The 23729-nt window shown below is 28.0% G+C and carries 23 protein-coding genes; 19 read left to right on the top strand and 4 right to left on the bottom strand.

The annotated features are described in order from the left end of the window. Window positions 1–10: 10 nt before the first annotated feature. From rsgA to SPLAT_RS01990, 16 genes are all read left to right on the top strand, one after another. Entirely contained in the window at window positions 11–898 is an 888-nt protein-coding gene (rsgA, locus tag SPLAT_RS02065; RefSeq protein WP_168104748.1) for a ribosome small subunit-dependent GTPase A, read from the top strand. Between the two features lie 19 nt (window positions 899–917). After that, complete coding sequence (locus SPLAT_RS02060; RefSeq protein ID WP_168104747.1) at window positions 918–1616, top strand: ribulose-phosphate 3-epimerase; 699 nt, start codon at window positions 918–920, stop codon at window positions 1614–1616. Beyond that, window positions 1604–2263, top strand: coding sequence for a thiamine diphosphokinase (locus tag SPLAT_RS02055; RefSeq protein ID WP_168104746.1), 660 nt, complete (start codon window positions 1604–1606; stop codon window positions 2261–2263). The genes SPLAT_RS02060 and SPLAT_RS02055 overlap by 13 nt, the downstream gene beginning before the upstream one ends. Window positions 2264–2348: 85 nt before the next feature. Beyond that, window positions 2349–2558 (top strand): 30S ribosomal protein S21, encoded by a 210-nt coding sequence (gene rpsU, locus SPLAT_RS02050; RefSeq protein ID WP_168104745.1) that lies wholly within the window; start codon window positions 2349–2351, stop codon window positions 2556–2558. A gap of 143 nt (window positions 2559–2701) precedes the next feature. Beyond that, window positions 2702–3163 (top strand): rRNA maturation RNase YbeY, encoded by a 462-nt coding sequence (gene ybeY / locus SPLAT_RS02045; RefSeq protein ID WP_168104744.1) that lies wholly within the window; start codon window positions 2702–2704, stop codon window positions 3161–3163. Between the two features lie 13 nt (window positions 3164–3176). Beyond that, window positions 3177–3611, top strand: a complete 435-nt coding sequence (gene cdd, locus SPLAT_RS02040; RefSeq protein WP_168104743.1) for a cytidine deaminase — start codon at window positions 3177–3179, stop codon at window positions 3609–3611. A 1-nt stretch (window position 3612) separates the two neighbouring features. Next, window positions 3613–4500: a GTPase Era gene (gene era / locus SPLAT_RS02035; RefSeq protein WP_168104742.1), complete on the top strand. Its 888-nt coding sequence runs from the start codon at window positions 3613–3615 to the stop codon at window positions 4498–4500. Between the two features lie 20 nt (window positions 4501–4520). Further along, entirely contained in the window at window positions 4521–5336 is an 816-nt protein-coding gene (locus tag SPLAT_RS02030; RefSeq protein ID WP_168104741.1) for a class I SAM-dependent methyltransferase, read from the top strand. Window positions 5337–5479: 143 nt separating this feature from the next. Next, on the top strand, window positions 5480–6871 hold the full coding sequence (locus tag SPLAT_RS02025; protein WP_235083217.1) for a glycine--tRNA ligase: 1392 nt from the start codon (window positions 5480–5482) through the stop codon (window positions 6869–6871). A 14-nt stretch (window positions 6872–6885) separates the two neighbouring features. Continuing rightward, window positions 6886–8676 (top strand): DNA primase, encoded by a 1791-nt coding sequence (gene dnaG / locus SPLAT_RS02020; RefSeq protein ID WP_168104976.1) that lies wholly within the window; start codon window positions 6886–6888, stop codon window positions 8674–8676. 12 nt (window positions 8677–8688) lie between these two features. Further along, on the top strand, window positions 8689–9987 hold the full coding sequence (locus SPLAT_RS02015; RefSeq protein WP_168104740.1) for a sigma-70 family RNA polymerase sigma factor: 1299 nt from the start codon (window positions 8689–8691) through the stop codon (window positions 9985–9987). Window position 9988: 1 nt separating this feature from the next. Beyond that, window positions 9989–10780: a Nif3-like dinuclear metal center hexameric protein gene (locus SPLAT_RS02010; RefSeq protein WP_168104739.1), complete on the top strand. Its 792-nt coding sequence runs from the start codon at window positions 9989–9991 to the stop codon at window positions 10778–10780. A 68-nt stretch (window positions 10781–10848) separates the two neighbouring features. Further along, window positions 10849–11544 carry a RadC family protein gene (radC, locus tag SPLAT_RS02005; RefSeq protein ID WP_168104738.1) on the top strand — a complete coding sequence of 232 codons (696 nt, stop codon included), beginning with the start codon at window positions 10849–10851 and terminating at the stop codon, window positions 11542–11544. A 111-nt stretch (window positions 11545–11655) separates the two neighbouring features. Further along, window positions 11656–13389, top strand: a complete 1734-nt coding sequence (gene ptsP / locus SPLAT_RS02000; RefSeq protein WP_168104737.1) for a phosphoenolpyruvate--protein phosphotransferase — start codon at window positions 11656–11658, stop codon at window positions 13387–13389. 28 nt (window positions 13390–13417) lie between these two features. Beyond that, window positions 13418–13915 carry a PTS sugar transporter subunit IIA gene (locus SPLAT_RS01995; RefSeq protein ID WP_168104736.1) on the top strand — a complete coding sequence of 166 codons (498 nt, stop codon included), beginning with the start codon at window positions 13418–13420 and terminating at the stop codon, window positions 13913–13915. A 146-nt stretch (window positions 13916–14061) separates the two neighbouring features. Next, the gene (locus tag SPLAT_RS01990; RefSeq protein ID WP_235083216.1) at window positions 14062–14997 is read left to right on the top strand and encodes an alpha/beta fold hydrolase; all 936 of its coding nucleotides are present in this window, start codon (window positions 14062–14064) and stop codon (window positions 14995–14997) included. 30 nt (window positions 14998–15027) lie between these two features. On the opposite strand, the gene SPLAT_RS01985 is transcribed toward SPLAT_RS01990, so the two are convergent. The 4 genes from SPLAT_RS01985 to SPLAT_RS01970 are packed head-to-tail and all read right to left on the bottom strand — an operon-like array spanning window position 15028 to window position 20135. Further along, complete coding sequence (locus SPLAT_RS01985) at window positions 15028–16830, bottom strand: ABC transporter ATP-binding protein (protein ID WP_168104734.1); 1803 nt, start codon at window positions 16828–16830, stop codon at window positions 15028–15030. A 14-nt stretch (window positions 16831–16844) separates the two neighbouring features. Next, on the bottom strand, window positions 16845–17942 hold the full coding sequence (locus tag SPLAT_RS01980; protein ID WP_168104975.1) for a nicotinate-nucleotide adenylyltransferase: 1098 nt from the start codon (window positions 17940–17942) through the stop codon (window positions 16845–16847). Continuing rightward, on the bottom strand, window positions 17942–18841 hold the full coding sequence (locus SPLAT_RS01975) for a deoxyribonuclease IV (RefSeq protein ID WP_168104733.1): 900 nt from the start codon (window positions 18839–18841) through the stop codon (window positions 17942–17944). The genes SPLAT_RS01980 and SPLAT_RS01975 overlap by 1 nt, the downstream gene beginning before the upstream one ends. A 4-nt stretch (window positions 18842–18845) precedes the next feature. Beyond that, complete coding sequence (locus tag SPLAT_RS01970) at window positions 18846–20135, bottom strand: DEAD/DEAH box helicase (protein WP_168104732.1); 1290 nt, start codon at window positions 20133–20135, stop codon at window positions 18846–18848. Between the two features lie 168 nt (window positions 20136–20303). Between SPLAT_RS01970 and SPLAT_RS01965 the strand changes: the two genes are divergently transcribed. From SPLAT_RS01965 to SPLAT_RS01955, 3 genes are all read left to right on the top strand, one after another. Then, the gene (locus SPLAT_RS01965; protein ID WP_168104731.1) at window positions 20304–21707 is read left to right on the top strand and encodes a DUF2130 domain-containing protein; all 1404 of its coding nucleotides are present in this window, start codon (window positions 20304–20306) and stop codon (window positions 21705–21707) included. Window positions 21708–21831: 124 nt separating this feature from the next. Continuing rightward, window positions 21832–22956 carry a type 2 glycerol-3-phosphate oxidase gene (gene glpO / locus SPLAT_RS01960; RefSeq protein ID WP_168104730.1) on the top strand — a complete coding sequence of 375 codons (1125 nt, stop codon included), beginning with the start codon at window positions 21832–21834 and terminating at the stop codon, window positions 22954–22956. Continuing rightward, entirely contained in the window at window positions 22956–23723 is a 768-nt protein-coding gene (locus SPLAT_RS01955; RefSeq protein ID WP_168104729.1) for an MIP/aquaporin family protein, read from the top strand. Before glpO ends, SPLAT_RS01955 begins: the two co-directional genes overlap by 1 nt. Window positions 23724–23729: the final 6 nt, after the last annotated feature.

Here is a 23729-nt window from a genome sequence, read left to right as displayed (position 1 = left end):
GGAGAAAATTATGGAACTTAAAGAAGGAATTATCATTGCTGTTTCAAATAATTTTGCTGACATCAAAGTTGAAGAGAATTTCTATCAAGCTCACATCAGAGCTAAAGTTAAGGATAACGAAGAACTTTTAGTGGGTGACAAAATAGCAGTGACAATCATTGATAGCAAACAAGCAGTGATTGAAAAGATTCTGCCACGAACAAATGAATTGTATCGTCCTAAGATTGCCAATATTGACCAAGTTATTGTTGTGAACGCACTAGCGATGCCAAATTTCAACACTTTAATTTTAAATAAATTGCTAACTTTATTTAATTTTTATCAAATTCCTGTTTTGTTAGTTTTCACTAAAATTGATTTAGTTAAGACAGATGATCCAATTTTAGAAAAAGTTAGATACTATCAAGAATTAAAATATCAATGTTACTTTATTTCTAATCGCAATCAAGCAGGAATTAAAACATTAAGTCCAGTTTTTAAAAATAAATTTTCATTGTTAACTGGACTAACAGGAGTTGGCAAGAGTTCATTATTAAATTCTTTAAAGCCAGAATTAAAGTTGGCGACAAGAGAAATTTCTAAAGCATTAAAGCATGGAAAACATACAACAACGACAACTAAGTTGTATTTTTTATTAGATGGTGTTATTGCTGATAGCCCTGGGTTTATGGTACTTAAATTACAAGGGCTAACTAAACAAGATATTGCAGCTAATTTTCCTGTTATCAAGGATTTTTTTAGCAAATGCAAATTTGCTGATTGTTTGCATCAAAATGAACCAGAGTGTCAGGTTATTGCAAAAGTTACTGAAGAAAGCCAAGAACCAAGTCATAATTTAATTAAATTTTTTTATCAAGATTATTGTAGAATTTTATTAGACTTTATGTACTTAAATTAAGCAGGATGGAGGAATAAAGATGACAGAACCAAATGTTATAATTGCTGCTAGTATTCTAACAGCTGACTTTTTAAATTTAAAAGTTGAACTTGATAGCATTGTTAAAGCAAAAATTCCAGCAGTACATTTTGATGTGATGGATAACAACTTTGTTCCTAATTTAAGTTTTGGTCCTAAGATACTTAGTGATGTTGCTAGTTATTTAAAGACAAAAGGTGTTGCTGTTGATTGTCATTTAATGGTAGCAATTAAATCTAACATTAAAGTAAAAGATTTTTTGCAACCTTTTATTCTTGATGGTGTCAACAGTATTACTTTACATTACGAAGCTTTAAGTAAAAAACAACTAAAAGAATTTCTTAGTTGAAAAAATTGTGGCTTTAAAAAGGGTTTAGCAGTTAGTCCAGAAACAAAAATTAATAAGATTTTTCCTTATCTCGATTTATTAGATTTAGTTCTCATCATGAGTGTTCATCCAGGATTTGGTAACCAAAAATTTATTGATGCTTCTTATCAAAAAATTCAAACTCTATCTGATTACTGTAAGAACAACAATAAAAGTCCAATCATTGCAGTTGATGGAGGAATCAATGATAGTACAGCTAAACGTTGTATTGAAGCAGGAGCTAATTATTTGGTTTCAGGTAGTTACTTGCTTGATAATTCAAATTCGATTAAAAAACAATTAGAAAAGTTAGTGGCATGATGAAACAACTAATAATTGTTTGTCGTGATTTAGCAATTAATTGACAGCAGTTTAGTAATCCAATTTATATTGGTGTTGAATCAGGTGCTTTAGCGTTAATTAAAAGTAAACTACCGATTACATTTACTTGTGGAGATTTTGATAGCACTAGTAGTTCTGAGTTACAAGTTATTGAGGATGCTGCTAAAAAAGATAATTTTAAAATAATTAAAGTTGATGGCCAAAAAGACTATCTTGATAGCGAACTAGCAATTGTTGAAGCAATAAAATTAAAGTTAGAGTTTGATCAAATTGTTTTGATTACTGATGGTTCAAGATGAGATATGATTTTTGCACAAATTAATTTTTTAAGAAAGTATGCTAAGTATCAGCCAATTTTAATTGGTAGAGAAAATTATTTATTTGCTTTGCAGCAAGGAACAAAGTTTACTTTTACTAGTGAACAAATCAAGTATAAATATATTTCATTTTTTAGTTTAGATGAAAAAGCAGTGCTATATAATTTTACTGGTTGCAAATACTATCCTAATCAAGATGTTAGCATCAATAATCAGGATGTTCTAGCAGTTAGTAATGAGTTTCTAGCAAACGAAGCAAAGCCGACAATTGAAATTAAAAAAGGTTGATGTTTGGTTTGTTTGGCAGAAAAATTAAATTAAAAATATTGCTACCAAAAATAATTGCCAAAACTATACTTTTTATAATATAATTTATTAGGTAATTAAGAAATGGGAGCTGAAATAAATGCCATCAGTAAAATTAAAGTCACAAAGAGTTGACTCTAATGATAAAAAAGCTAATGAAGAAGATTTTAATAAAGCTTTAAAGTCTTTTCAAAAGATTTCTCAAGAAACTAAGCGTCAAGTAAAAAGACGTGAGTATTATGTTTCTCCAAGAGTTGAAATGAGAGCAAAGCGTAATTCATCTAAAAAAGGGAAGCGTCGTACTAAATAAGTTTTATTAGATTTTAAATCTAAGCAATGGTAAATCACTATTAATTTTATTAATAGTGATTTTTATTTTAATTAATTGAAAGTTAACAATAAATTATTGATATAATTAACAATATAAAGATATTTAGGAGTAAATAATAATTGATGAGTAATCAAGTGAATGTTTTTAATGAACAAAATTATGCTTTGGAAAATTTTCCAAATTTTGCTTTGTCAATTTTAAATCAAACTTTAGTAACTATTAAAAATCAACATGCTAATTCTGAAGTTGCAGTTGTTTTTATTGATGAAGCTAAGAGTTTAGAATTAAATCAAACTTATCGCAAAAAAGATTATGTGGCTGATGTTTTATCGTTTAGCAATAAAGATGAAAAAGATTTAGTTGAAGAAGAAAGTAATGATTTAGGGGATGTTTTTATTTGTTATCCTAAAGCTAAAAAACAAGCAGAAGAATATCAACATAGTCTAACAAGAGAATTATCTTTTTTATTTCTCCATGGATTGTTACATAATTTAGGATATGATCATGAAAATAAAGTAGATGAAGAAGTTATGTTTGGTTTACAAAAAAGAATATTGAATGAATTAAAGATTTATCGTAACTAAAAGGAGAATCACAATGGATGAAACAAAAGTATTAGATTTGCTAAATAAAGTAAAAGTATTGCAAGAAAAGGCTTATGTTCCTTATTCTAACTTTCGTGTTGCTGCAATAGTTGGTCTAAAAGACAACAAAGAAACATTAGGAGTTAATATTGAGAATGCTGCGTTTCCAGCTACTATTTGTGCTGAAAGAACAGCACTAGCACAAGCTATTACTCTAGGTTACAAAAAAGATGATGTTGATTTTTTATTTTTAATTACTGATAGCAAAAGTTTAGGTTCACCTTGTGGAGTTTGTCGTCAATTTATGGTTGAAACAATGCCATTAGATGCAAAGGTTTATATGAGTAATTGTAATACAAAAGAATTAAAAGATATTAAAATAGTTACTGTAGCAGATTTACTACCATTTGCTTTTATGTGCGAATCATTGAAGGGAAACGAAAAATAGAATGGACAGTAATTTTAAAGCTGGATTTGTCAGTTTTGTTGGTAAGCCAAATGTAGGTAAGTCAACTTTATTGAATACAATTTTACAAGAAAAGGTTGCGATTGTTAGCCATAAGCCACAAACAACAAGAGAACAAATGCAAGGAATTTATACTGATGATAATATGCAAATTGTTTTTTTAGATACTCCGGGAATTCATAAGCATCATAATCAATTAGGTAAGTTAATGAATCGTCAAGCAACTAGTGCTACTAAAGGTGCTGATGTTATTTGTTTACTAGCACCATGCAATGAACCAATTTCAGTTAATGAACAACATATTATTAGAATCTTAAAAGAAAGAGATACACCAATTTTTTTATTGCTTACAAAGGTTGATTTAGTGACAAAAGTTGAATTGTTTAATAAAATTAATGAATGAAAAGATTTATTAGAGTTTAAAGAAATTATTCCAATCTCAGCAACGAAAGAAGTTAACTTAAATATTTTATTGAAAAAAATTTATGATTATCTACCAGTTGGTGGTAAATTTTTTGAAATTGAACAAAAAAGTAATAGTACATCTCAACAAATAACTAAAGAAGTTATTAGAGAAAAAATTATTTTTCTAACAAGACAAGAAGTACCATATAGTGTTGCAGTTGTGGTTGAAAGTATGGAAACTAGTAAGAATTTATTAGAAATTTCAGCTGTGATTGTGGTTGAAAGAGATTCACAAAAAGCAATTTTAATTGGTAAGAAGGGGGAAATGATTAAAAATATTGGCATTCAAGCTCGTCAAGAGTTAGAGAAAATTTTTAATATCAAAATTATGTTGACACTTTTTGTTAAGGTTATCGATGAATGATCAAATAATCCTAAGAGCTTGAAAGAGCTGGGATACTTTTAATGAGAGGATAACAAGATAGCATGGAAAATAAGTATATTTTAAATCAGGGAGAATCAGATACAAAAAGATTAGATTCTTTATCAGAAATTTATGATAACAATAGCAAGAAATTTATTATTGAGAATATTGCAGAAAATTCAGTAGCAAAAATTATTGATGTTGGATGTGGTCAAGGAAGCATAACTAAGTTTTTTGCTAATCAGTATCCAAACGCTAAAGTAATCGCGCTTGATATTTCACAAGATCAATTAGTAATTTCTAAAAATAAAATGATAAATGAAACCAATATTGAATATCTTAGCGTTGATATTGAAAGTGACAGTATTACTTCAGAATTATGAGAAAAATTGCAATCAGCGGATTTAATTTATATTAGATACTTATTACTGCATTTAAAAAAATGAGAAATATTTTTTGATAATATTTATAAAATTTTAAAAAAAGGTGGACAAATAATTATTGAAGAACCTGGATTTCCATGAATAACTTATCCTTATTCAGAAACACTACAAAAAGCTTCTGTTGCTGCTCAGAAATTACTTCATAATTTAAATTATAAATTTGATTGTATTCCTCATCTTTGAGAGTTTTTAAATCAACAAAATCAATTTAAAATTAAAAATGTTGATTTTAGTCATCCAATTTTAAAAACTTATAATCAAAAAAGTCTTATGTGGATGTCTTTTGCACAAATTAAAGAACCTTTAATTAAAGCTAAAGTTTATGATGAAGTAGAATTTAACAATATTGTAAGCGAATTAAAAAAGATTGCTGAAGATCCTAAATATATAGGTATCTCTTTACGTTTGATTCAATTACATTTAGAAAAAATTTAACACTTATAATATATTGACAAATAAGGTATATAATAATAAAATATCTTAGTTTTTTAAAATAATAAGATAAAATATTTACTATACTCTTAAAATATAGATCATTAATTTAAAAATTTTATTATTAAATTAATTTGGAGGCATAAATGCAAGCGAATAATGCTTTTTCTATGAAAGAAATTATCAATCATTTAAAAGACTTTGGATTTGTATTTCAAGGTTCAGAAATCTATGGGGGCCTAGCAAATACTTGAGACTATGGTCACTTAGGAGTAGTTCTAAAAAATAAAATTAAGCTTGCTTGATGAGATTTTTTTATTAAGAATAATCAATATAATATTGGCTTGGATAGTTCAATTTTATTAAATTCTAAAGTTTGAAAAGCTTCAGGTCACTTAGATAGTTTTAATGATCCATTAATTGATTGTAAGGAATGTAAGTTCCGTTTCCGTGCTGATAGTTTAATTCAGCATTATTTTCCTGATTTAAATTGTGATGGTTGATCTGTTGAAAAATTAGATACCTTCATCACAGAAAAACAACTTAAATGTTTGAATTGTCAGAAATTTAACTTTACTAAAGTTAGACAATTTCAACTAATGTTTGAAATTAATCAAGGATTACTTCAAGATCAAGGAAATAAATTATACTTACGTCCTGAAACTGCCCAAGGGATTTTTATTAATCTTAATAACATCAAAAAAGCCTACAATAAAAAACTTCCTTTTGGCATTGGACAAATTGGTAAGAGTTTTCGTAATGAAATCACACCAGGAAATTTTATTTTTCGTACTTTAGAATTTGAACAAATGGAACTAGAATTTTTTTATAGTCCAGAAGATAAAACTAATTGATTTCAATATTGACTAGCTGAAATGACAAAATTTATTGAATCATTAGGAATTGCAAAAGACAGTTATCAATTAAGAGAACATGATAAAGAAGAATTATCGCATTATTCTCTTGGAACAACTGATGTTCAGTATCAATTTCCGTTTGGTACAAAAGAATTATGTGGAATTGCTAATCGTGGTAGTTTTGATTTAGTAAAACATAGTGAAGCAAGTAAAACAAAATTTTTAGTTGAAGACAGAACAACAAATAAACCAGTGATGCCTTTGGTTGTTGAGCCTTCTATGGGAATTGAAAGATTATTTTTAGCAATTATTTGTGAGAATTTAGTTCAAGAAGAAATTGAAAGTAAGAAAAGAATTGTGCTAAAGTTAAATCCTTTATTAGCACCTTATCATGTTGCAGTTGCTTCATTAAATAAGAAAAAATTAGGTCCAAAAGCGCAAGAAGTTTTTGAATTACTAGCTAAGAGTTGTATCGATGTTTTTTTTGAGCAGAAATCAGAAATTGGTAAGGTTTACAACTATCATGATCAAATTGGAACGCTTTATTGTGTGACAGTTGACTATCAAACATTAGAAGATAGCAAAGTAACAGTTAGAAACCGTGACACTATGAATCAAGAGAGAGTAGAAATTAATAGTTTAAAAAAATATTTATATGACAAATTAAATATTATTTTTTAATGGAGTAGAAATAGATGAGTTTAGAATTTAATCAAAAAATTCAAAAAATTAAAGAAGCAGTGAATATTGTTGATATTGTTGGTCAATATTTAAAGTTGAATCGTAAAGGTCAAAATTTTTGAGCAGTATGTCCATTTCATGAAGATTCAAATCCTTCTTTATCAGTATCGCAAGACAAGCAGATTTATAAATGTTTTGCTTGTGGTGAACAAGGGAATGTTTTTAAGTTCTTACAAAATTATAAGAACATTGATTTTTTTACTGCCTTAAAAGAAATAGCAAAATTGAGTAAAATTGATTTAAAAGATTTTGATTTAGAAATAGATGATGCTAGAAAAGTTGAATTGCATCAGTTTAAAATTTTAAATAATTTAGCAGTGAGTTTCTATCAGTATCAGTTGACAACAGAAGAGGGCAAACAAGCGTTTGAATATTTAAAGCAACGTAACATTACTGAGACAAACATTAATGATTTTGGCCTTGGATATGCACCAAATAGTAATCAATTATTAGAATATTTGAAGTTGCAAGGTTACAAGCAAATTGACATCATTGAATCGGGTCTTGCTAAGGTTAATGATAAAGATAAAGTGAAAGATATGTTTTTTAATCGTATTACTTTTCCAATTGTTGACTTGGAAGGTAATTGTGTTGGATTTAGTGCTAGAAAGTATTTAAATAAAGGAAACGATAATTTTAAATATATCAATACATCAGAAACTGAGATTTTTAAAAAAGGTCAAATTCTTTATAACTTGTATAATGCTAAAAAAGCAGTTTCAGTCAACAACAATAATATTTATTTAGTTGAAGGTTATATGGATGTGATTAGTTTAACTAATCAGCAAATAAAAAATTGTGTTGCTTTAATGGGTACTAATCTAACATTACAACATATGGATACGTTAAAAAAAATTACCAACAACATTATCATCTTTTTAGATGGTGATGAAGCAGGGAAAACAGCAGCATATAAAATTGCCATTAATTTATTAGCTCATGAATTTAATGTCAAGATTGTCGACAATCCAACAAATTTAGATCCTGATGAATTAATCAGTAAAGATGTTGAAAACTTTAAAGAAATAATTAAAAATACTTTACATCCTTTAGCTTTTGCAATTAATTTTTTCTTGCAAAAGTATGATTTGAAAAAAGATAGTGAACAAGTAAAAGAATTTCTTGCACAATTAAAGCCATTATGACAAGTGATACAAGACCCAGTAACAATTAAGTTTTATTTAGATAACTTAGAAAAACTTACTAACTTATCGCAAAAAGAATTACGGTTGAGTCTGCAGTTACAACAAAAATATATAGTTCAAAATACAACATATGTTAACAAGCCAAAAAATAAATTTAAAAGTATTTCTTTACAAGAGAAATTACTAGAAGTACAGAAACAATTATTTTTCTTGTTGCTATTAGATCGTAGTGTTTATTTGTTTTTAGAGCAAGAAAAATTTATTTTTGCTAACAAGGAATTAATGAATTTATATTTCTTAATTAGTCAGCAGTATCAAGAAAATGATAAGCTGACCAAAATTGATTTTGATGAAATTCTAAATCTGTTAAAAGATAATGAGATTTTTAATTTCTTACAAGCAATAATCAACCAGTATAAAGATAAAAATTATGAAGTTAAGCAATCTATTTTACAAGACTATTTAAAAATTATTAAAAAGTGTTTAATTGAAAGCGAAATTGCTAGTTTGAATCAACAACTTATCAAATCAGATGATTTGGACAATAAACTTAAACTATTAAAAGAAATGTCAGTTTTGAAAAATAAACTTAACGATTAGAGGAAAAAATTTATGAATAAAGAAAAAAAAGAATTTAAAAGCAAAGAAGAATTGAAAGCTGACTTAATTGACAAAATTAAAGTAGGTGAAGAGCTTAAGCAAGAAGAAATCTTAAGCGATTTACAACATTTGAGCTTATCTGATGATGAGATTGAAGAGATTTTTGATTTTTTAGAATCAGAAGGAGCAATTTTTCTTGATGCTTTAGTTGATGAAGAAGAAACAATTGAAGAAGATGACTTAATGCTTGACAACATTGCAGCTGAGTTAAATTTGAAAAATACTATGAGTATCTCAAATGATACAAGAAGAAAAGATGGGATTAAATCTTACTTCAACATCTTAGGAACTAGTCAAATTTTAACCCAAGAGCAAGAAGTTGAATATGCAAAAATGTTAGAATCAAAAGATCCAGAAGAAAGAGATTTTGCTTTTAAGCAATTATTTAACTCTAACTTAAAGTTAGTTGTATCGGTTGCTAGAAGACATTTAAATCGTGGCTTAGCATTTGAAGATTTAATTCAAGAAGGAAACATTGGTTTAGGAAAAGCAATTGTTAAGTTTAACTATCATAAAGGATTTAAGTTTTCTACTTATGCAACTTGATGAATTAGACAAGCCATCACAAGAGCGATAGCAGATCAAGGTAGAACAATTAGAATACCTGTCCATATGGTAGAAAGAATTAATAAACTAACGCGAATTGAACGTCAATTGAATCAAGAATTAGGTAGAGAGCCAACCCCAGAAGAAATAGCTGAAGCAATGGGACAAAATATGAATGCTAATCGAATTTTAGAAATAAAAAAATTAGCTTCTGAACCAGTATCTTTAGAAAAACCAATTGGTGAAGAAGATGACACTCATTTTGGTGATTTTATTAAAGATAAGAATATGTTGTCACCAGATGAAGCAGCAGAACGTCATTGATTGAGAGAACAACTTGATCAAGTTTTTGGTGATGTGCTAACGTTAAGAGAAGAAAAAGTAATTAGAATGCGTTTTGGTATTATGCCGACAAAATTAAAACGACTAATAAATCTTTGTGAAGAAGATGAAAAACAAGAATTAAAAAACGCAATGGATGAAATGCATTTACATGCTGAAACTAGTTTAGATGTCCCAGAAATTGTTCGTAATAAAGTAATTTATACACACATCAGCAAATATGATACACCAAAAACTTTAGAAGAAGTCGGCAGAGAATTTTCTGTTACAAGAGAAAGAATCAGACAAATTGAAGCTAAAGCAATTCGAAAATTAAAGCATCCTTCCAAATCAAAACTTATTAAGGAATTCTATAAAGGCTAAAATGAAACTATCAATTATCATTGAAAAGTTAGAAAATGCTTTTCCTTTAGAAGATGCTGCAGATTGAGATTTTGTTGGATGACAAGTTAGAAGTAAGAAAAAAGATAATGAGATTAGTGAAATACTAATTGCATTAGATGTAACTGAAAGTGTCATTGAAGAAGCAATTAAGAATAAAATAAAATTAATTATTGTTCATCATCCTTTTATTTTTGCTAAGAGCATTGCTACTTTAGCAAATAATAAATGAAAAAAAGAGTTACTTCGTAAATTAAAAGCAAATAATATTAATGTTTATGTTTTGCATACTAATTTTGATAAGAATCGTTTTGGGATGAATTTTTTAATTGCTGAACAATTGAAATTAGCAAAGATAAAATACTTTGATCAAGAAAAATTAAGTGTTGTTGGTTACTACAATAATTTATCTTTAGCAAAAGTTGTAGCTAATACCAAAACATACTTTGATTTTGATCAAGTTAAAGTTATCACTAAAAATTTAAAAGCAAAAATTAATAAAGTGATAGTAGCGTCTGGAGCTGCAGGAGATGTTGTTGAGTTGTTAAGCAAATCTGATAGTACTAAGAATGATATTTCACTTGTGATTACAGGTGAAGTTAAGTGACATCAAGAACTAGAGGCATTAGATAAGAATATTAATGTCCTAGTATTAGGACATAATATGGAAGAAAAATTTGTTGATTTCATGAGTGAATTTTTAGTTGCAAAGGTTTTTGAGCAAGAAAAAATTAAAATTCAAAAATACTTTTTCTCAAAACCAATTTTTTGTTAATTAAAATCCTTTTTAAAAAGGATTTTTTTATTTTGTTTTAGTAATTAATTATTAGGAGTCGATAGTCTATGAAATTCAAAGATTTTCAAAATGATAAAAAGCCGCGCGAAAAAGCAATTAAATATGGAATTGCAAGTTTAACGGATGAAGAATTATTAGCAATTATTTTACGTACAGGAACAAAAGAAAAAAATGTTTTGTTGCTAGCAAGAGATATTATTGATACATTTAAAGGAATTGAAAATTTTAATCAGATTGAATTTAATAGTTTAATTAAAATTAAAGGAATTGGTAAGAGTAAGGCTTTGGAGTTAGTAACTTGTTTAGAATTAACAAAACGAATTAAATTAGTCAATAAGCAATTTCAGTATGCAAAGATAATTTGGCCTGAAGATGTTTTTAATCTAGTAAAAGATTATTATGAAGATTTAAAACATGAGCATTTTTATTTATTATTGCTAAATAATCAAAATAAATTAATTCATCAAAATTTGTTGTATAAAGGTACTCATGATAGTTTAAAAGTCGATATTAAAGATATTTTATATTTAGCAATTACGTATCGTGCTAATAAAATTATTTGTATTCATAATCATCCAGGAGGTGATAGTGAGGCTTCTTTTGCAGATTTAAAAATTACTCAGGAATTAAAAAAACAATTAAAAATTTTTGAAATAACTTTATTAGACCATATCATTATTGGTTGAGAAAACTATTATAGTATTAATTTGAATAAAAAATATCTATTTCCAATTGATAAGTAGAAAAATAAATGTAATTTTTTATTAATTAGTATGAATATTTTATTTTTTTTGATTATAATTTACTTGAATGATTATCATCATTATTAAATTCAAATTATAGGAGAGGTATTAATGAAAATGCACGGAATAGGTGCTAGCAATGGAATTGCAGTAAGTAAAGTTTTAATTCTTAAAGAAGAAACAACTAAAATTAGTAATAATAAGGTTGAAGAAAAGAATTTAAACTCTGAAATTAACAAAGTTGATATAGCAATAGTACAAGTAAAAAATGACCTTGAAAAATTAGTTGTTACAACAAGAGAAAAATTAGGCGATGAACATGCTGCTATCTTTGAAGCTCATTTATCGATTTTAGCAGATCCAGAGTTATATCAGCAAATTAAATCATTAATTAATGATGAAAAATGGAATGCTGCTAAAGCAGTTGAACTTGCATGTGATAGTTTTTATCAAATTTTTAGTTCATTAGATGATGAATATTTGCGTGAACGTGCAGCAGATATTCTTGATATTAAAACTAAACTATTAAATCAAATTTTAGGAATTAAAGATAACTTTTTAAGTGAAATTAAAGAAGAAGTTATTATTGTTGCTAATGATTTGACTCCTTCTCAAACAAGTCAATTAAATCCAAAATTTGTTAAGGGATTTTTATGTAATATTGGTGGTCGAACTTCTCATTCTGCTATTATGGCAAGAAGTTTAGGAATACCTGCAATTGTAGGATTAAAAAATATTACAACTCAAGTACAAAATAATGAGTATGTAGCTTTAAATGGTAGTAGTGGTTTAGTTGAACTTAATTTATCAACAGAAGAAGTTAATAAGTGAAAACATCAAGAAAAATCTTGAGTAAATTTAAAAGCAGAACTAACTAGTTTTAAAGGTAAAAAAACAATTACAAAAGATAACTATGAATTTAAATTAGAAGCAAATGTTGGATCATCAAAAGATTTAGATTCAGCAATTGAAAATGATGCCCAAGGAATTGGACTATTTAGAACTGAATTCTTATATATGGAAAATACTGATTTTCCAACTGAAGAAGAACAATTTAATGAATATAAAATTGCATTAGAAAAAATGCATCCTTATAAAGTTGTTATCAGAACATTAGATATTGGTGGCGATAAAAAATTATCATATTGAGATTTACCACATGAATTGAATCCTTTTTTAGGATATCGTGCGATTAGACTATGTTTGGATCAAAAAGATATTTTTAGAACACAAATCAGAGCTTTATTAAGAGCTTCAGTTTATGGACAATTAGGAATTATGTTTCCAATGATTGCAACAGTTGAAGAATTTAAAGAAGCTAAAGCGTTTGTTTTACAATGTAAAGAAGAATTGATTAAAGAAGGACAAAAAGTAAGCGATAACGTTCAAATTGGAATGATGATTGAAATTCCTTCTTCTGCAGTTAATGCACATATCTTTTCTAAGTATGCTGACTTTTTCTCAATTGGAACTAATGATTTAATTCAATATAGTTTAGCAGCAGATAGAATGTCTGAAAAAGTTTCTTATTTATATCAACCTTACCATCCAGCAGTTTTAAGATTAATTAAAATGACAATTGATGGCGCTAAGGTGCATGAAAAGAAAATTCCTGTTGGAATGTGTGGTGAAATGGCAGGAGATAGCATTGCTGCTCCGTTATTAGTAGGTATGGGATTGGATGAATTTTCAATGTCAGCTTCTGATATTTTATCAACAAGAAAGTTAATTAATAGTTTAAGCAAAAAAGATATGGAATTATTAGTTGAACAAGCACTAGCATGTGAAACTCATGAAGAAGTAGAAAAATTAGTAACAGACAAACTTAATCAAATATTAAATTAAAAATACATTTTAAAATTTGGAGGAAAAAATGTTTTTATTTAGAAAAAAAAGAATTGAAGTATACGCACCAATTTCAGGGGAAGTTATTAAAATTGAAGATGTTCAAGATCCTGTATTTTCAACAAAAATGTTAGGTGATGGATTTGCTATTATTCCTAAAAGTACAAAAGAAGCAACATTTCTTGCACCAATCTCAGGAGTTTTGACTACTACAATGGATGCAGGACATGCGTATGGTATTACTGAAAAATCAACTAAGATTGAATGTTTAGTTCATATTGGGATGGATACAGTAGAATTAAATGGTAAGGGTTTTGATGTGAAGGTTAAGAAAGAAGATAAAATTACAGCAAAAGACTTATTAGTAAAAGTTAATTTAGATTCAATTAAGAAAAATAATAAAGATATTACAACACCAATTGTTTTTACTAAAGAAACAATTGCAGAATATGGTTATAAAATTAACATCTTAAAATATGGTAAAGTTAAGCAAGGCGATGTGATTGCTGAGCTTGTGAAGGAATAATTTTAAAAAAGCTCTAATGATAAATTAGAGTTTTTTTAATTATTAAGATAAAAATGATTTAATTTGATAAAATTAATATCATACAAATAGCAAAGCAAATTGGAGGTTGAAGTTAAATAATGAATTTTTGAGATAATTATTGGTGGGTGATACTTTTAATTTTTCTGTTAATTCTTGTCTTACTTTTTTTATTAAGATGGTATCAATTTCATCATATTGATTATAAGTGAGAAAAAAAACGTCATTTTCCCCAATGAACTAATTCTGGTGTCATCACTAGAGATAATTATTTATTAAGAACTAATTATAATTTTGTTGAAGATAGTAGATGTGTTGTCATTGGTGTCCATAGTATGGGTGGTTCAAAAGAGGACTTTAATCTAGCAAAAGATTTTTTCCATAAACAAAAAATTTCTTTTTTAAGTTTTGATCAAAGAAACTGAGGAGAAAATGGTAAGTGAAAATATCATAGTCTAGGAACAACAGTTAGTGATATTGAAGATATCATTAATGTTGTGATTGAAAGATTTCCTAAGCAAAAGATTATTTTATTAGGAGATTCGTTTGGTTCTTCATTAGTAGCACTTGCTTTAAAAAGATTAGATAATCAAGTAGCAGGCGCAATTCTAACTAATTTTGTTACTAAGAATTGAAACTTTAAATTAACAGCTAGTTTATTTTTTAAACTTGCTGCTGGACTTATTTTTTATAAAAATATCCTTCTTCCAATTACTTATGATCCTTCAGATTTATCTGATCGCACTGAATATGTTGATGCAGTTAATGAACGTAATTATCGTAGAAATAATAAATCCTTTACTTTGTTGTATCTAATGCAAGCAAAAAATAGTACTAAGTCAGTAGTTAAAAATATTAATGATACTGTTTCACCAGTACTGGTAATTCAGAGTGGTGAAGATATCTTAGCTGATTACGATAAAGTAGAAGATAATGAAAAGAAATGAAGAAAAGGTGTGACTTACAAATTTTATAAAAAAGGTAAGCACGCAATTCTAAATGATTCTCATACCGATGCAGTTTTAAAAGATATTGAAAAATGAATTTCAGGAATTAAAGGATAAACAAAAATGGTAGCTTAGCTACCATTTTTATTAATCCATTAAACCAGCTTGATAGAGGTTTTTGAAGTGTCCTTCTTTAACTTTTAATTCTTCAAATGTTCCAGTTTGAACCAGACCACGATTTTTTTCTAACACAAGAATTTGATCAACATTTTTAATTGTTGATAGGCGGTGAGCAATAACAATACTTGTTCGACCAACCATTAGTTTATTAAATTGTGCTTGAATTTCTTTTTCAACAATATTGTCTAGAGCACTTGTAGCTTCATCAAGAATTAGCAACTCAGGATTTTTTAAGAAGACTCTTGCGATGGCAACTCTTTGCTTTTGTCCTCCTGAAAGATTCATTCCTCTTTCTCCTAGCATTGTTTGATATTTATCAGGTAACTCTTCGATGTAGTCAGATAGATTAGCTTTTTTAGCTGCTGCTGCAATTTCGGCATTGGTTGCATTTTGTTTGGTGTAACGAATGTTTTCCGTGAAGTCACCATATAAAATTTGTGGATCTTGTTCGATGTAACCAACATGGCCTAGATAAGATTTTAAATTAAGTTGCTTTAAATTAGTATTGTTGATTAGGATTTCGCCACTTTCTGGGTCATAGTATCTTAGTAGTAGTTTACTAATAGTACTTTTTCCAACTCCAGTTGCACCAACAATGGCATAGCTTTTTCCTTTTTTAAAAGTATAATCAAAGTCTTTTAAGATTCAAGGAGAGCCTTCTTTATAGCGGAAATTGACATTCTTAAAGATGATGTCACCACTAATAGAGTTAACTTTAATTGCCTTATCAGCATCAACAATTTTTGGTTTGACATCTAGAATTTCATTAATTCTTAAAATCGCAGTTGAAGCTCGAGCTCAGTTAGTTAAGAATTGAATACTTTGAATAATTGGAAAAATTAAAGTGTTGACTGAAAGCATGAAAGAAATAACAACAGCAGGTTCAATGATTCCCTTACTTGCAAAATGCAGTCCAGTAACTAGACCAACAATATTAATTCCTGTTAGTAGTGTTACTAGTAAAGCTTGTGCAAAACTGTTAAAGTTAATTGTTTTCTTTGAAGCACCATAGTATCTTTTATGTTCAGATAGAAATCTTTTCATTTCTGATTCTTCAGTAGCATTACTTTTAATTAAAGCAATAGTTGAGATACGATCAGTTACATCAGCATTAACTTCAGTGTAGACTTTTCTTCATTTATAATTTAGAATTCGAATAATTTGAACACTAAAAATTGCTGCAACAGCGATAATTAAGATTATCCCTAGAACAATTAGTGACATTTGTCAATTAATTGAAAAAGTAACAATGATTCCTCCAATAAAAGTTACCAATGCACTAAGAAAAGCTAAAGGAATGGCTTGCATATTATCACCAATAATCTCAGTATCACTAATTAATTTAGTTAGTGATTCACCAATTTTACTAGTTTCATAATATGACATATCAACTTTTAGTAGTTGATCTAAAACTTTATTTCGGTACTCAATTTCAATTTTAACGCCAATTAATCCACCAGTTAGATTTCTGATGTACATTAAAATTCCTGAACCAACTTGTAAACTAATTAAGATATAAGTTAATTGAATAATTTTATTAGGATCAAAGCCATTAGTTAAAAAGGTATTAGTTACTTTTGGAATGATAACTGTTAGAACAGATGCAAGAATTGTCGCAGTAATAGCAATAGTATACAAAACTGGATAAACTTTATAGTATTTAAAGATTGCAGAGATGAAACCACTTTTTTTGATTTTTATTTCCGAATATTCTTTTTTTGCTTTTGCTTTTTTTAATTTTAATTTTTTAAACTTTTTTGATTTTTTCATTATGATACCTTTCTTTAATTTTTATGTCACTTTTCATAAATCAAATTAAATTCTTGATTTAATTTTACATTTTTATTTAGTAAATTAGTTCTTAATAATTCTAAGTATTTACTAAAGGCTAAACTTAAATCTTTAGCAGCAAGTTTTCTTAATGTCTTTACTTCAGGGTACTTTCTTTCTTTAGAAATTTTATCTGCTAGAAATACTATTAAATCTAATTTGCTCATTTTTAGGTCACCACTAGTATGTTTAAAAATTGCATCAATTATATCTTGATCATGAAATTTTAGGTGATGCTTTAAATAGAGTGCTCCAACATAAGCGTGATAGAGGTTAAATGGCGCTGTTAGACCTTCAGGGTAGTACTTATTAAGGTATTTAGTTAGTTGTGTCTTTGGCCATTGTTTGGCGATGTCATGGAAGGTTCCTGCGATTAGTGCTTGATTGGGGTCAACATGATGTTTGATTGCAAGTTCTTTTGCTGCTTGTCCCACATTAAGACAATGTTGGATACGTTCTTGATCTAAATTAAAATTTAAACGTTCTTGAGCATAAATTAAATTATTATTGATGTAATCTATAACTTTTGGATCAAGTAGTTCAATCGCTTCGCCAGTACGAATTTTTGATGAACTAACATCACTACTTGGTTGAACAACTAAATTCTCACAATGATATCTTTGCATTAATTCAATTGTTTTTGGATAGTGTGGTCGATTAACGACAATGATCTTAACTAGCTTATTTAATTCATCAATCCCTTTTCATTGATTTAAAGTAGCTAAGTTATCTGAACCAATAATGAAAAAGAATTCAGTCTTAGGATAAGTTTTTGTTAAATATTTAATTGTATTAATTGAATAACTAACTTTACTTTTACTTTTTAATTCGTATTCATTCAATTTTAATCAAGCAAGATTTTTAATGGCTAACTTAATCATGGCAATTCGTTGTTCAGTAGTTGCGCTAACATTATTTTTTAAAGGATTTTTTTTATTTGGTAGAATTCATACTTCATCAAGTTTTAATTTAGAAAAAGCAGTTTTTGCAATTTTTATGTGCTGATTGTGAATTGGATCAAAAGTGCCACCTAAAATACCAATTTTTTTCATTAGTTGTCTCCTTTAAGCGCTAGTAGAGTATCTTGATTAAAAGTTTTGCTATGAATCATCGCAAGTTCTTCTTTATAAGGTGGTTTGTTGTTAATTCAGGGAGTTTCTAAGATTTTTGTTTTGTTGATAAATAGAGGATGATAAATAATTTTGATTAAGCTATCAAAACCAATTTTTCCTAAGCCTAAATTTTCATGACGATCTTTATGACTATTTAAGCCAAATTTAGAATCATTTATGTGAAGAACTAGTAACTTATCAAGACCAATTAGTTGCTCAAATTCTTTAATAATGCCATCTAGATTGTTAACTAAATCATAACCTGCATCATATAAATGACAAGTATCTCAGCAGACACCAATTAATGATTTATTTTTGACATTGTTGATGATGTAAGCTAGTTCTTGAAAATTGCTACCAGTTTCGTTACCTTTACCTGCCATAGTTTCTAAAGCAATCTTCACTGTTTGATTTTCAAAGCATGCTGCATCTAAACCTTTGATAATTTGATTTAGAGCAAGATTTTTTTCTGCACCAACTGTGCTACCAGGATGAAGGACAATTGTGCTAACACCAATTTCTTGACAACGCTTTAATTCTTTTTGTAACAATTCAACAGAAAAGTTAAAAGTACTAGGTTTTAATGTATTAGCTAAATTAATAAGATAAGGTGCATGAACGATGACATCTTTAATATTAATATTATTTGTTTTTAATTCTACTTTGAATTCGGGTAGTAATAGTTCTTGGATTGGCTTACGATTGGCATTTTGTGGTGGTCCTGTATAAATCATAAAAGCATTAGCATTGTAACTAACTGCATCTTGGACTGAACCAAGTAAATATTTAGGTGCTTTCATTGAAACATGACAACCAATAATAACGTTAGAAGTATTCATTTCTCTAACCTCGAAATTTTTTCTTTTTTTGCAGATCTTTTTTTCTTATCTTTGTTAGTTTTGTTTTAAAATCTTTTTTGTATCCAGGCTTTACTTTTTTGTTAGCATGAAAACGATTGATTGTTTGTAAAGCTAGTTTGCTTTCAGTAGGTTTATTAGTTTTACTAGCAAGATTTTTTTCTTCCACTAATTCATTCTTTTTAATTTTATAATATTTTATATTAAGATTGGACTTTTTAAGTTCTTGAATAGCATTTAAATCATGATGATCATAAAAGATATATGAGATACCAGATTGGTTGTTTCGTCCAGTTCGTCCAGCACGATGTAAGTAATAGTTTAATTCTTTTGGCAGTTGTAAAGAAATAATATGTGAAATCCCTGGAATATCAATCCCTCGTGAACTAACATCAGTTGTCACTAAATATTGATAGTCAAGATTTTTAATTCTTTTGAAAATTTGGATACGACTTCTAGGTGATAAATCACTGTGCAGTAAAGCAGTTTTTTTGCCGGCATTAGTTAGTAAGGAACCAATCTCGGCAATTTGATTTTTAGTGTTGACAAAAATTAAGCATAAATAAGGATTGATTAAATTTACTAATGCTAGTAAGTCATTTTTTCTTTGGTTAAAAGGACAATTAATAAAAATGTGTTCAATTTTTGGTGCTACCATCTTATTAAGATTGATAACTTTTGTGTTACTAAAATATTTTTTTAAAAAACTTTGTAGTTCTTGATTGATTGTCGCTGAAAAAGCTAAACATTGAATATCAGAATTAAATTTTGTCATTAGAAAATCTAAATCTTTAACAAAACCTAATTCAAATAGCATATCACATTCATCAAGTACTAAAGTTCTAGCAGTAGTGATGTTTAGACCATGCTCTTGATAGAGTGTTTTGATTCTTGTTGGCGTACCAATAACAATCTCAGGTTGGTTATTTTTAAATTTTTCTGTTTGTTTTTTTAATTCTGTTCCACCAACAAAACAAGCCACTTTAATTGGTTGGTTTGCTGTTAGTTGCTTTGTAAAACTGAAAATTTGTTGTGCTAGTTCTCTAGTTGGTGCCATAATTACTGCTTGTGTTTTATTATTATTTTCAATTTGATTTAAAATTGGAACTAAAAAAGCATGAGTTTTTCCTGTACCAGTTGGACTTGTAACAATTAAGTTACTGCCTTTTAATGCTAAAGGAATCACTTGGTTTTGGATTTCAGTTGGTTTGATAATTTTGTTAATTTTTAATGCTTCAATAATTCACTCTTTAAGATTAAAATTGTTTCATGACATGATATTCACTCTCTTCTCATGATTAATATTTTATCGTAAATTTAATAAAATTAATTGTTTTTTTGTTAGTTTTATTTAGTGGTTTTTATTAATTGCTTTTATTTTTTTTATCTTTATAATAGGTTATAAATAATTAGGTAGATTAAAAAAAGAAAGTGAGTAGAAAGTATGAGTTTTGAATTTAAGTGTCCCAATTGTAATCATTTAATTACTGAGAAAGATTTTAATAACAATGAAAAAATTATGAGTCATTTAAATGAAATTTTTAAGAAACATGAAACTGAATATATTAATCAATTAAGAGCAAAGTTATCTGATCGTTACAAAGCTGAATTAATGAGAGAATTAAAACGTACAGCAGCTGAAAAAGAGATTGAAGTTAGTAGAATTTATCAAACTAAACTTGATCAATTAAATCAAGTTATTGCGAGTCAAAAAGTTGCTGTAAGTAAAAGTGAAAGTGAATTAGCCAAAGCATTGCTAGAAAAAGAAAATGAATTAATTAAAATCAATCAAAAAGAATTAGATAAGTTAAACGAAATTATTGCTGAGCAAAAAAATAGGATTGAAAACACTAATATCGAAATTGACCGAGCTTTAGCGCAACATGAAGTGAAACTAAACAAGCAAAGTCATGATGAGATTACAGCATTAAGAACACAAATAAGTCGCTTAGAAAAAGATAAGGAAGCGCAAAAACTAATGTTAGAAAAATTATTAGTTGATAAAGAAAATGAATTAATTAAATTAAATCACGAACAACTTGACCAATTAAAGCAAGTTATTGCGGAGCAAAAAAATAAAATTGAAACTAGTAGTGTGGAATTAGAAAAAACTTTAGCGCAACATGAAGTGAAACTAACTAATCAGAAACATGAAGAAATTACTACTTTAAAAGCCCAAATCAATGAGTTAAGAGAAGCAAACTTACAATTTAAAGTAATTCAAAATAAAACTAAAGGTGAAAATTTTGAACATGAAGTTGAAAGTGAATTAAGAAAAGTTTTTGAACCAGATGATATTATTTCTAAAATTACTGCACAAGATAAAAAAGCTGATTACTTACAAGAAGTAAGACAAGATAATAGTGTTATAGGTAAAATTGTTTATGAAGTTAAGAATGCAGAATGAAGTAACAATTGAGAAAAAAAATTAGTTGAAGATATGGCAAAGCAAAATTCTAAATATGGAATTTTAATTGCCACAAGTTTTAATAGTAAGTATCAAGGAATTCCTTTTAAACGTTCAGATTACAATGCTAATGTTTATCTTAGTGATCCTGAAAGTTTCTACTTTGTTGGTCAAATTTTACGAACATTAATTAAAATTGAGCATCGTTTAGAAAGTAATCGTGATAAGAATGATTATAATGAAAAAATTAATCAGTTTAATAAATGAAAAGAAACGCAATTGCCAAAATTAGATTTAGATATCAATAATAGTTTGCAAGAAATTGATCGCTTAGCAAATCTTATTACAGGTCGAGCTGAAGATATCAAAAAAGAAAAAGGTAGAATTTATAAAAATTGAGTTAAGAATGTTAAGGACTATTTAGAAAACTTTATTTTCTAAAATTAAACAAAATGAAAAATTTAAATTTGTTTGCAAATTTAAATTTTTTTTACCATTTTCATTTTTTTTAAAAAATCTTTTATACTTTATTATATAGAATAAATCAATAAAAGAAGGAGAAACAATGACTAAGTATGATGTCGTAGTTGTTGGAGCAGGGATTATTGGAATTGCTGTTTGTGATGAGTTAGCAAAGCGTGGTTTTAAAGTAGTTGTTGTAGAAAAGAATCCTAAAATTGCAGAAGAAACTACTGAAGGTAACTCTGGGATTATTCATGGTGGATTTGATCCAACACCAGGGAAATTAAATGCTAAATTAAATCTTGTTGGTAGAAAACTTTATGAAGAAAAATGATTTAAAGAATTAGATTTTCCTTGACAGAAAGTTGATTCTTTAGTGATTGCTTTGAGTGAAAAAGAAAAAGAAGCAGTAGAAAAACTCTACTATCGTGGCATTGAGAATGGATTACAGCCTAGTGAGTTAAAGATTCTAACACAAAAAGAAGTAAGAAATTTAGAACCTAATATTAACCCAATTGTTGATTCAGCTTTATTATGTACATCATCTTATATTGTTGACCCAGTTCTTTTAACCTATGCTTTGTGAAATCGTGCTAAAGCTAATAAAGCAGAGTTATTTTTAAATCATCAAGTTACGAAAATAAAAGAAAGTAAAACTGATTTTTTAGTTACTTGTAAAAATTTAGATCAAGAAGTTACTTTTACTTGTAAGAAAGTAATTAATGCTGCAGGTCACTATGCGGATGAGATAGCTAAAATGATTAAGGCACAAGATTTTAATTTAATCAGAAGAAGAGGACAGTATTGTATTTTAGAAAAAACAGAAGCTCAAACATTAAAAAATCATGTCATCTTTTTAGTGCCAACTATTTATGGTAAGGGTGTGATTGTTGCTCCAATGCCTGATGGTCATATTTTAGTTGGTCCAACAGCAGAAGAAAATATTGCTAAAGCAGATACAAGATTAGTTGATTTTAAGCATTTAAAGATTATTCAAAAACTTGGCAAGAAAATTATTCCAAGCCTAAATGTTGAGCGAATTAGTAAGCTTACAAGTGGTTCACGACCAATTTGTCAAGAAACAGATGATTTTGTGATTCGATATGCTAAGCATAATCAAAATTTTATTAATATCGCTGGGATTAAGTCACCAGGATTGACTGCTGCGCCAGCTATTGCTTTACAAGTAGCAGATATGATTGATAGAACTAGAAAAGGAGAAAAGTAATGTCTGAGATTGGACAAGTAATTGTTGGTGAGTTAATAGGAACTTTTTTATTAATATTATTAGGAAATGGCGTTGTTGCGAATGTTATGCTAAAAGGTACTAAAGGAAATAATAGTGGTTGAATTGTACTTTCAGTTGGGTGAGGCTTTGCTGTGACAATTGCAGGTTTATTAAGTAGTATCTCACAAGCACATTTAAATCCTGCTGTGACAATTGGATTTTTAATTGGTGGCAAGACAGCAGCATTTGTTGGTGGTAATTTTGCTTATGCACCAATTTATATTATTGTGCAGTTTCTTGGTGCGATGATTGGTCAGTTGTTTGTTTATTTAGCTTATTTTAAAGAGTATCACAACACAGAAAAACCAGATGATATTTTATTTACCTTTGCAACCATCCCAGCTAATCGTAATTTTATTTGAAATACAATTACTGAGATACTAGCTACTTTTGTTTTAATGATGATTATGTTTGGAACGTTAGTAATTAAAAATTTAATGAAAGATTCTGGCATCTCAGGACTTAATAATTTTACAACTCCGCTTATGGTAGGAATTGGTGTGATGGTGATTGGTCTTGGGTTGGGTGGTCCAACTGGATTTGCGATTAATCCTGCCAGAGATTTAGGTCCAAGAATTATGCATGCCATATTACCCTTGAAACATAAAGGTAGTTCAGATTGAAAGTATGCACCAGTGCCAGTGGTTGGTCCGCTTTTAGGTGCTTCTATTGCTGCTGCGTTAGTTCAAGTGATTGCTGTGTTATAATGGCAA

It is taken from the genome of Spiroplasma platyhelix PALS-1 (assembly GCF_021496725.1).
Classification (GTDB): Bacteria; Bacillota_I; Bacilli_A; order Mycoplasmatales; family VBWQ01; genus Spiroplasma_D; species Spiroplasma_D platyhelix.
Note: the sequence above shows the minus strand (reverse complement) of the source record. Positions and strands in the feature narration are given on the sequence as shown.